Origin of the sequence: Streptomyces sp. P17, assembly GCF_032436805.1 — a bacterium.
GTDB lineage: Bacteria > Actinomycetota > Actinomycetes > Streptomycetales > Streptomycetaceae > Streptomyces.
Map to the genome: position 1 here is coordinate 82,752 of NZ_JAVRBF010000037.1, position 9,738 is coordinate 92,489.

General features: G+C 71.5%; 11 protein-coding genes. 4 read left to right on the forward strand and 7 right to left on the reverse strand.

What is annotated here, in order from left to right; genetic code table 11:
- Positions 1-106: 106 nt before the first annotated feature.
- Positions 107-1,372, reverse strand: a complete 1,266-nt coding sequence (locus RMT89_RS23975) for an Ig-like domain-containing protein (protein WP_315885832.1) — start codon at positions 1,370-1,372, stop codon at positions 107-109.
- A gap of 204 nt (positions 1,373-1,576) precedes the next feature.
- Positions 1,577-1,918 (reverse strand): hypothetical protein, encoded by a 342-nt coding sequence (locus RMT89_RS23980; RefSeq protein WP_315885833.1) that lies wholly within the window; start codon positions 1,916-1,918, stop codon positions 1,577-1,579.
- A gap of 120 nt (positions 1,919-2,038) precedes the next feature.
- Here RMT89_RS23980 and RMT89_RS23985 point away from each other — a divergent pair, with 120 nt between their 5' ends.
- The 3 genes from RMT89_RS23985 (at position 2,039) to RMT89_RS23995 (ending at position 3,153) form a co-directional block, all read left to right on the forward strand.
- On the forward strand, positions 2,039-2,341 hold the full coding sequence (locus tag RMT89_RS23985; protein WP_315885834.1) for a hypothetical protein: 303 nt from the start codon (positions 2,039-2,041) through the stop codon (positions 2,339-2,341).
- Between the two features lie 43 nt (positions 2,342-2,384).
- A complete protein-coding gene (locus tag RMT89_RS23990) occupies positions 2,385-2,630 on the forward strand; it encodes a hypothetical protein (RefSeq protein WP_315885835.1) in 246 nt (81 codons plus the stop codon).
- A 169-nt stretch (positions 2,631-2,799) separates the two neighbouring features.
- Entirely contained in the window at positions 2,800-3,153 is a 354-nt protein-coding gene (locus tag RMT89_RS23995) for a hypothetical protein (RefSeq protein WP_315885836.1), read from the forward strand.
- Between the two features lie 51 nt (positions 3,154-3,204).
- On the opposite strand, the gene hutH is transcribed toward RMT89_RS23995, so the two are convergent.
- The 3 genes from hutH to RMT89_RS24010 all read right to left on the reverse strand — a co-directional run bounded on the left by hutH (position 3,205) and on the right by RMT89_RS24010 (position 6,932).
- Positions 3,205-4,743, reverse strand: coding sequence for a histidine ammonia-lyase (gene hutH, locus RMT89_RS24000; protein ID WP_315885850.1), 1,539 nt, complete (start codon positions 4,741-4,743; stop codon positions 3,205-3,207).
- Positions 4,744-4,846: 103 nt separating this feature from the next.
- Positions 4,847-5,995 carry a GGDEF domain-containing protein gene (locus RMT89_RS24005; protein WP_315885837.1) on the reverse strand — a complete coding sequence of 383 codons (1,149 nt, stop codon included), beginning with the start codon at positions 5,993-5,995 and terminating at the stop codon, positions 4,847-4,849.
- A gap of 133 nt (positions 5,996-6,128) precedes the next feature.
- Positions 6,129-6,932 (reverse strand): enoyl-CoA hydratase-related protein, encoded by an 804-nt coding sequence (locus RMT89_RS24010; RefSeq protein WP_315885838.1) that lies wholly within the window; start codon positions 6,930-6,932, stop codon positions 6,129-6,131.
- 183 nt (positions 6,933-7,115) lie between these two features.
- Between RMT89_RS24010 and RMT89_RS24015 the strand changes: the two genes are divergently transcribed.
- Entirely contained in the window at positions 7,116-7,742 is a 627-nt protein-coding gene (locus RMT89_RS24015; protein WP_315885839.1) for a hypothetical protein, read from the forward strand.
- 20 nt (positions 7,743-7,762) lie between these two features.
- Here the strand turns inward: RMT89_RS24015 and RMT89_RS24020 are convergent, their stop codons facing one another.
- Entirely contained in the window at positions 7,763-8,872 is a 1,110-nt protein-coding gene (locus tag RMT89_RS24020; RefSeq protein ID WP_315885840.1) for an adenylate/guanylate cyclase domain-containing protein, read from the reverse strand.
- Positions 8,873-9,015: 143 nt separating this feature from the next.
- The coding region (locus RMT89_RS24025) for a biotin--[acetyl-CoA-carboxylase] ligase (RefSeq protein ID WP_315885841.1) at positions 9,016-9,738 on the reverse strand (723 nt) is incomplete at its 5' end.

Sequence of the window (9,738 nt, forward strand, 5' to 3'; positions counted from 1 at the left end):
TCCGTGACGCAAGTAGTCCGTGACAAGTGAGCGGCCCCCGGGACCTGAGGTCCCGGGGGCCGCTTCGTCGTTACGTCGTTACGTCGTTACGGGAGGGGGCGGCGGATCAGACCGCCGAGCCCGCCTTCCACTCCGCCCAGCTCATGTTCCAGCCGTTGAGGCCGTTGTCCGGCGCGATCGTCTTGTCGCCGGTGTTCTGGACGACGACGACGTCACCGACGATCGAGTTGCTGTAGAACCAGTAGCCCTCGGTGCCCTTGTCGTTGCCACCCTTGGTGTCGTTCAGACCGATGCAGCCGTGGCTGGTGTTGACATTGCCGAAGATCGAGTCCGCACCCCAGTAGTTGCCGTGGATGAAGGTGCCGGAGGTGGACAGGCGCATGGCGTGCGGGACGTCCTTGATGTCGTACTCGCCCTTGCCGTCGTCGTCGGTGAAGCCGACCGTCGCTCCGTTCATCCGGGTCTCCTTGAACTTCTCGGAGATCACCATCTGGCCCTCGTACGTCTTGTTCTTGGGCGAACCGGCCGAGATCGGGATGGTCTTGACGACCTTGCCGTCCTGCGTGACCTTCATCTGCTTGGTGTTGGCGTCGACGTACGACACCTGGTTGCGGCCGATCTTGAAGGTGACCGTCTTCTGCTGGACGCCGTAGACGCCGTCGGCGCCCTCGACACCGTCGAGCGCGAGCTGCAGCGTGACGGTGGAGCCCTCCTGCCAGTACTTGTCGGGCCGGCAGTCCATGCGGGTGTCGTTGAACCAGTGGCAGACGACCTCCTGGCCGCTGCTGGAGGAGACGGTGACGCCCTTCTGGACATCCGCCTTGTTGGTGATCGACTTGTCGAAGTTGAGCGAGACCGGCATGCCCACGCCGACGGTGGAGCCGTCTTCCGGGGTGAAGTAGCCGAGGAAGCTGTTGCCCGGGGAGAGCGTGGAGAAGGAGGCGTTCTCGTGGGCGACGCGGCCGTCGGCGTCCTTGGCCTGCACCGAGATCTTGTAGGTGGTGGAGCGCTCCAGCTGGCCGTTGGGCTTCCAGCTCTTGCCGTCGGCGGATATCGCGCCCTCGACGGCGGCGCCGTCGGCGGTGGTCATCTTCACCTCCGTGAGCGTGCCCTTGCTCACGGTGACGGCGGCGGAGTTGTTGATGGAGGCGTTGTCCGTGCCGTCCTTGGGCGTGATCTTGATCTCGGCCTCGGAGGTCTTCTTGGCCGCCGCCTCGTCGACCTTGGCCTGCGAGGTGTCCTTGCCGCCGTCGTTCCCGGAGGCTTCGTCGCCGCCGGAGCACGCCGAGAGCACCAGCACACCGCCGAGCAGTGCGGACACGGCCATGAGACCCTTGCGCCGTTTACTGTCCGTTATCACACGCTTCTCCATCGTTGCCGAATCCCAGAACCCCGAGAGTCCCCGTCAAGAACCTTCAACGCTACGACCGGTTCGTCCCGTTCCACATCCCTTGGAGGTGTGGGGCACACCACGTCCGCCGCGGCGGGTGGTGAGGGTGTCGGTCAGTGCGCCCCCTGAGACGACGAAACCCCGGACGGCGGTTGCCGACCGGGGTCACGATTTCCCCGAGCGTGCTCAGCCAACCGTCTCTTCGTCGTCCTCGTCGACATCATCCTCGTCGAGGTCCCACTCGGGCGAGTCGGGGTCGTAGTCGATCTGCTCACAGGACCAGGAGGCCTGCGCGAGGTCGACCCCGGGCACCTCACTGACCAGGTCGAACGGGTCCACGAGGTACGCGAGCGCCTCCGCGGTGTCTTCCGTCACAGCGCTCTCGGCGTGCGCCCGCTCGTCGCCGGGCATGTCGGTGTCATCGGCGATGCGCCTGAGGGCCGCCTTGGTCACGGCGTCCACGTCGTCCACTTCCAGGACGAGTTCCACCCGAAGCCGTACAAACCGTGATGTCTCTTCAGTGCTCATGCTCGGAGCGTACGGCCCGAGCGGAGCTTGAGGCTCCCACGACTTTCCCACGACCCGGGCCTTTCATTAGCATCGCTCCACACGGCCAATTCGCCAGCGCCACAAGGGGATCGATATTCCGTGTCATCCGCTCGCCGTCCGTTGCTGACCGCCACCGCCGCAGGGACCCTGCTGGGCGCCCTGTGGTTCGTCCCGTCCGCGAACGCGACCGGGGACGAGCCGGCGAGACAGGTGCCCTCGACGGCTCCGTCGACGCAGGTCACCCAGCAGGCCCGGGCCGTCGCCACGGACACCTCCGCCGTCGAACTCGCCGACACCGGAAGCTTCGACACCATGCCCTACGTCGTCGGCGGGACCTTCTCCCTCGCCCTGGGCGCGGGCTTCGTCGTGTACTCCGTACGACGGGAACGTCACGGTTTCTGAACTGACTTGACGCTTCTTTGACCAAATCTTCACGGTCCGCCTCATGAAGAGATCATCGGGGGCGCGCATGGGCGCCGCGGTCGCCCTGAGCGCGATGACGCTCGCCCTCATCACGGGTTGTTCGAGCGAGGAGTCCGACGGCTCCAAGTCCACGGACGCGGGGAACCCCTCCTCCTCGCCGACGCAGGCCGCGAAGGCGCTCAGCGCCGCGGATCTGGAGAAGCTGCTGCTCACCACGGCGGACGTCAAGGGCTACAAGGTCGGGGACGGGGACAAGACCCTCCCGTAGTCCAAGTCCGAGGTGAAGGCGGACACGGCGGAGTGCATCCGCTGGTCTGGGCCACCGCTGCTCTCGCCCCCGGGGAGACGGACGCGCACGCGTCCAACACCGTCGCGGAGGACAAGGCGTCGACCGCCACCGCGGCCCTGACAGCTTCGAGGGTGCCTTCAACATCAACATGACGTTCGTGGGCCTGTCCTCGTACGAGGGCGACGGCGTCGCGAAGGCCCTGAAGGCCGTTTCCGACGGCGTCTCGGCTTGCGCGGGCGGGTACAACTTCGCCTCCGACGGTGAGGACACGAAGGTCACCAAGGTCGCCCCGGCGCAGGGCTCGGGCCAGGGTGACGAGTCGGTGGCGTTCACCCAGGACGTCAACATGGGCGAAGGTGCGGGCATCTTCCGCACCGAGGTTGTACGCAAGGGCAACACCCTTGCGACGTTCTACACGGTGAACCTCACCGCGCTCGACACCGGCAAGGCGCCCGAGACTCCGGCGGCGGTCGTCGAGGCGCAGGTCGGCAAGCTCAAGTAGTCGTTCAGGAGCCCCGCTGTACGTGCGTACGGCGGGGCTCCCCGCTGTCCGCTACCGGAGCGGCCCGGTGACGGTCTCCACGGCCGCGACCAGCCGCCCGTCCCGCACGAACGCGTCCGCGGCAGCGAGGTCGGGCGCGAGGAAACGGTCCGGCCCCGGCCCCTGGACCCCCGCCTTCCGTACGGCCTCGATGACGGCCTGCGTGGCGGGCGCGGGGGCAAGCCCCTCCCGCAGCTCGACGGCGCGCGTGGCGGCGTACAGCTCGATCGCGACGACCCGTGTGAGGTTGTCCACGGCGCTGCGGAGCTTCCGTGCCGCCGACCAGCCCATGGACACGTGGTCCTCCTGCATCGCGGAGGACGGAATCGAGTCGGCGGACGCGGGCACGGCGAGCCGCTTCATCTCGCTCACCAGCGCGGCCTGCGTGTACTGGGCGATCATCAGCCCCGAGTCGACGCCCGCGTCGTCCGCGAGGAACGGCGGCAGGCCGTGGCTGCGGTTCTTGTCGAGCAGCCGGTCGGTGCGCCGCTCGGCGATGGACGCGAGGTCGGCGGCGGCGATGGCGAGGAAGTCCAGGACGTAGGCGACCGGCGCCCCGTGGAAGTTGCCGTTGGACTCGACCCGCCCGTCCGGCAGGACGACGGGGTTGTCCACGGCGGAGGCCAGCTCGCGCTCGGCGACCAGCCGGGCGTGCGCCATGGTGTCCCGCCCGGCACCGGCGACCTGGGGAGCGCAGCGCACGGAGTAGGCGTCCTGGACCCGCGGGGCGTCGTCCTGGTGGTGCCCGGTGAGCTGGGAGTCCTTCAGTACGGCGAGCATGTTGGCGGCGGAGGCGCCCTGCCCCGGGTGGGGGCGGATGGCGTGCAGCTCGGGGGCGAGGACCTTGTCGGTACCGAGCAGCGCCTCAAGGGAGAGGGCGGCGGTGATGTCGGCGGACCTGTACAGGGTCTCCAGATCCGCCAGCGCCATGATCAGCATGCCGAGCATGCCGTCGGTGCCGTTGAGGAGGGCGAGGCCCTCCTTCTCGCGGAGCTCGACGGGGGCGATGCCGTGCTCGGCGAGCAGCTCACCGGCGGGGCGTACGGCGCCGTCCGGTCCCTCCGCGTCTCCCTCGCCCATCAGCGCGAGAGCGCAGTGGGAGAGCGGGGCGAGGTCGCCGGAGCAGCCGAGGGAGCCGTACTCGTGGACGACCGGGGTGATGCCGGCGTTCAGTACGTCGGCCATGGTCTGCGCGACCTCGGGGCGGACGCCGGTGTGGCCCGAGCAGACGGTCTTGAGCCGCAGGAACATGAGCGCGCGCACGACTTCCCGCTCCACGCGCGGGCCCATGCCGGCGGCATGCGAGCGGACGATGTTGCGCTGGAGCTGGGCGCGCAGCTCCTGGCTGATGTGCCGGGTCGCCAGGGCGCCGAAGCCGGTGGAGACGCCGTAGACGGGCTCGGGCTTGGCCGCGAGGGCGTCCACGATCTCCCGGGCCGCGGCAAGGGCGGCCACGGCCTCCTGGCTCAGCTCGACGCGGGCGCCGTCACGCGCCACGGCGAGAACGTCGGACGCGGTCACGCCGGACGTCCCCACCACCACAGTGTGCATATCCATATTCAGGAGCGTACGCAGTGAATTCGAAGATGTCACCAGTGGGGGCGGGGTTCGGCCCTTACCGATTGGTCACGGCGGGGGATTCGGGGCGGCGCTCTCAGCGGCGCCCGCGGAAGCGGCGGCGTTCCGGTGCCGGGGGCTCCGCGGAGGGGGCGTCGGCCAGTTGCACGACGGGGTCGTCGGGCCCTTCCCGGCCCGCGACCACCGGTTTGCTGGCACGCATGGCCTTGGCCCGGTACTGGGCGGCGTCGGCCAGCCGGAAGAGGCGGCGGGCCGAGCCGACGGGCCCGATGGGGTCGGCGGTGGAGGCGACCCCGCAGGCGACGCCGTCGCCCAGCTCCAACTCGGCCGCCCTGCGGCACAGTTCGTCGGCGGCACGGACGACCTCGTCGGCGGGCGGGCCGACGGCGAGCAGACAGAACTCGTCGCCTCCGAGGCGGGCGGCGAGGGCGCCGGGGAGCATGGCGCCGCACAGGGAGAGAACCGAGCCGAAGCGTTCCAGCAGACGGTCGCCGACGGCGTGCCCGCGGGTGTCGTTGACGCGCTTGAGCCCGTTCAGATCGCAGACGACGAGGCTGACGACGACGCCCTCCTTGCGGTGCCGGTCGATGGCCTCGTCCAGGCGTCCGTCCACGGCCCGGCGGTTGGCGAGGCCGGTGAGCGCGTCGGTGAACGCCAGCCGCCTGGCCTCCTCCAGCCGCTCCGCCTGGGCGATCCCGGCGGCGACGACGGCGGCGAGGACGGTGGCGAAGTCGGCGTCCTCCCGTTCGAAGACGGCGGCGCCGGTCGGGCGGGCGACGTAGAGCTCGCCCCACGCCCGGCCGTGCAGCACGATGGGCGCGACGACGCAACTCCCGCGTCCCCGGCGGCGCAGGGCCGCGACGCGCTGATGGATGTACCCGGGGCGCCCTCCGGCCGCGGGCCCCTCCGCCGTCTCGACCCAGGCGTTGGGCTCACCGCCCCCGGCCCAGCGCTCGTGCAGGAACTCGGTGATCTCGGGGAACTGGTGGACGGGGTAGGCCTCGTCATCGGGGAACTCCACCTCGCCCGAGGCCCGGTCCCCCACATTGACGAGCACCCGCAACCGCCCCAGCTCCCGCTCCCACACCGACAGCGCGGCAAAACTCCCCCCGAGCGCGCGGCAGGCCCCCACCGCCGCCGCCCGCCAGGCCTCCCGCGAACTGTGCGCCGCCGCCATCCCCTGCGCCAACCCCACAACGGCCGACAGCCGGTTCTCCTCGCCCATCACTCCAGGCTAGGGACGTTCACGACAAATAGGGACATTGATACGGCGAACAGGTGTCGACGTCGTATGCCTGCCGTGGCAAGCGCCGGCGCGCGAGACCCACGCCGCGCACCGACGCGCACCTGGGACTCCGTCACTCCCCCGGCCACTCCGGCTTCCGCTTCTCGTTGAACGCCGCCACGCCCTCCGCCCGGTCCCCCGAGAACGCCACCGACCGCCACGCCGCGTCCTCGACCTCAAGACCGGCCCGCAGGTCCAGCCCATGTCCCAGACGCAGCGCCCGCTTCGCCGCCCGCAGGCCCACCGGAGAATTCCCCGCGACACGGCCGGCCAGAGCCAGCGCCTCCTCGCGGTCCCGCCCCGCCTCCACCAGCTGATCCACGAGCCCCAACTCCCGTGCCTCCGCGGCCTCCACCCGCCGCGCCGTGAAGATCAGCTCGGCCGCCCGGGCCGCCCCGACCCGCCTCGGCAGCAACTGCGTACCGCCACCCCCCGGGATCACCCCGACCGACACCTCCGGCAGCCCCACCACAGCCGTCGCGTCGGCCACGATCAGATCGCAGGACAGCGCCAGTTCGAACCCACCCCCGAGCGCGAACCCGTGCACCGCCGCGATCGTCGGCACCGGCAGCTCCAGCACCCCGGTGTACGCCCCCCGGGCCACCGGCCGCTGCCGCACCAGATCCGCGTCGCTGAAAGAGTTCCGCTCCTTCAGATCCGCCCCGACACAGAACGCCCGCTCGTGCGTGGAGGTCAGCACCACCACCCGTACGCTCGCGTCCGCCCCCAGCGCCGCGCACGCCGCTCCCACGGACCGCGCCATCTCCGTCGACACGGCGTTCATGGCCTTCGGCCGGTCCAGGGCGAGTTCCGCGACATGCCCGCCGTCCCCGTGCCGCCGCACCAGCACGAACTCCCCGTACCGCTCCTCGCTCATGACACCCTCCGGTTAACGCGGGTTAACAACAACCGCCCCGATCATCGCAGCCCGGCCCCCCAGGGGGAAGGCACCCCGTTCGGGTGACATCCCCCGCAACCGCGCTCCCCCCACCCGCCGGAGCGCATAGCGTGCGTCCGCCACGGCGCAACGGGGGCGCGAGCGCATCGGGGAGGGATCGTGATGACGATGACGGAATCGTCGGCGACGCAGGCCACACAGGACACGGAGGTCAGCGCCCCGGCCCGGCTCTTCGGCGCCCGCGGCCGGCACCGCCGCCCCCGTCCCCGTAAGGTCCTGCTCGCCGCGGGCGGCCTCGCCCTGGCGGCCGGCGCCCTGAGCCTCGTACGACTGACCCCCGACTCGGGGCTCGGCAGCCTCGGCGCGCCGGAGGCGGAACCCTGGCTGGACCCCAGCGGGGACAGCGACCCGGCCGGTGACCGTGCCACGAACGCAGCCGCGGCGGTGGACCCGGTCCCCCAGGTCAGCCCCTCCGCGACCACCGCCATGGGCGGCGTCCTGGGCGCCACTCCCACGGCGACCCCGGGCCTCGTACCGAACGCCACATCGGCAGCGCCTCCGGCGCCGGTCACGACGACCATCCCGGAGGCCCCCGACACCACCCCACCGCAGGCGCCCACCACCACGAGCCCGGCCGCTCAGCCGCCCGCGGCCGCCCCGACGCCCACTCCCGGCAAGCCCGCCAACTCCCCGAGCCCGCAGCCGTCGCCGAGCGCCTCCGACCGTCCCGGCGTATGCGTGCCGATCATCGGCCTGTGCGTGGACCCACTGACCGAGCGCCACCCCTGACCGCCTCGGCTGGGAGTCGGCTACGCCGACGCCCCGTCCCGCCGCGTGAGCAGCCACGGCTCGACCACGCCGAGCCCACGCACGGGCCGCTGCCACATCGGCTGGAGCGCGAAGCGGTACGTCGGAGGCTCCTCGCCCTCCTTCTCCGCGGCCGCGGCCGCCTCGGCCGCCTCCGCCTCGGAGGCCGGCGCCTCACCGGTCCGGATCAGCTCCTCCGCGAAGGCGCTGTCGACGAGCACGGCGTCCCGAGGAGCTATCGAGGTCAACCGGGAGGCCAGGTTCACGGTCGTACCGAAGACATCGCCCATACGAGTGGTCACCGTGCCGAAGGCGATGCCGACCCGCAGCTCGGGCATGGTCTCGTCGTTCGCCATGGTCTCGATCAGCCGCAGCGCGATCTCGGCGGCGACACCCGCGTCGTCGGCGGAGTACAGCACCTCGTCGCCGAGCGTCTTGATGAGCCGCCCGCCACGCGCGGCGACCAGGTCGGCGGCGGTGGTCTCGAAGGCCTCGACGAGCTCGCCGAGCTCCTCTTCCTCCATACGGCGGGTCAGCCGCGTGAACCCGACGAGGTCGGCGAAGCCGACAGCGAGCCGCCGGTCGACCATCTCCTCGTCGTCGGCGGCCTGCACGACCCGGCCGGTGGCGGCGGCGAGCTGACGGCGCCAGACATAGACGAGGAACTCCTCCAGCTCGGGCAGGAGCAGCTCGACCAGGGGGTAGGTGACCTCCGTGCGGGTCATGCCCGGCTCGGGGGGCTCGGTCAGGCCCTCCAGGAAGGAGTCGATCTGCCACTCGGCAAGACGGGCGGTGGTCTGCCCGGTGGATCTGGCCACCTGCACGGCCATGGCCTCGCTGAGCAGCCCCGCCTCGACCAGACCGGCGAGGCGCCTGAGCGCCAGTACGTCGGCCTCGGTCAGCGCCTTGGCCTGCCCGATGTCGGCGAAGCCCATGGCCCGCCAGAAACGGGAGGCCAGCTCCATGGAGACACCGGCGCTGCGGGCGGCCTGAAAGGGGGTGTAGCGCCGCTCCGCGCCGAGGATGAGCTGTTCGAGACGCAGGGCGAGTGGATCTTCGCCGGGGTCGGCGGCGTGGGGGTCCATGCCGGAGCCCGTGTCGTCGACGGTCACGCCTGCTGCCCTTCCGATCTGCCGCGGTCAGGTATCGACCGGCCCCAACTCTACGGCAGGTGTGCGCCAGCTCACTCCGTTAAGTGGGGCGAAGGGTTTCCTGATCGCGGTCGTTTCCTGTACGCGTGGTTGCCGTGGCCGGCTCACGCCGGACGCAGATGCACGATGTCCCCCGCGCCCACCGGCTCCTGTACGCCCTCCTCCGTCGCGATCACCAGGCGGCCGTCCCCGTCCACCGCGACCGCCTCCCCGACCAGCGCCCGGTCCCCGGGCAGCTCGGCCCGCACCACCCGTCCGAGGGTCGCGCAGCCCGCCGCGTACGCCTCCTGGAGGCCGCTCACCGCGGGGTCGCCCCCGGCCGACCGCCACCGCCCGTACCAGCTTTCCAGCGACCGCAGCACCGCCCGCAGCAAGGGATCCCGGTCCGTGCTCACCGCCCCGGCCAGCGCCAGCGAGCCCGCCTGCGGCACCGGGAGCTCCTCCTCCTTCAGGGTGACGTTGATGCCGACGCCCACCACCACCCCGTCGTCCCCGGCCCGCTCCGCGAGGATGCCCCCGGCCTTGCGCTCCTCGCCGCCGACGGTCACCAGCACGTCGTTGGGCCACTTGAGTGCCGTATCGACCCCCGCCGACCGCGAAAGCCCCGTCGCCACCGCCACCCCGGTGAGCAGCGGCAGCCAGCCCCAGCGGGTGACCGGGACGCCCGTCGGCTTCAGCAGGACGGAGAAGAAGAGGCCCGAGCGAGGCGGTGCCGTCCACTGCCGGTCGAGCCGCCCCTTGCCCGCCGTCTGCTCCTCGGCGACCAGGACCGCGCCCTCCCTGGCCGTACCCTCCACGGCCAGGGCCACCAGGTCCGAGTTGGTGGA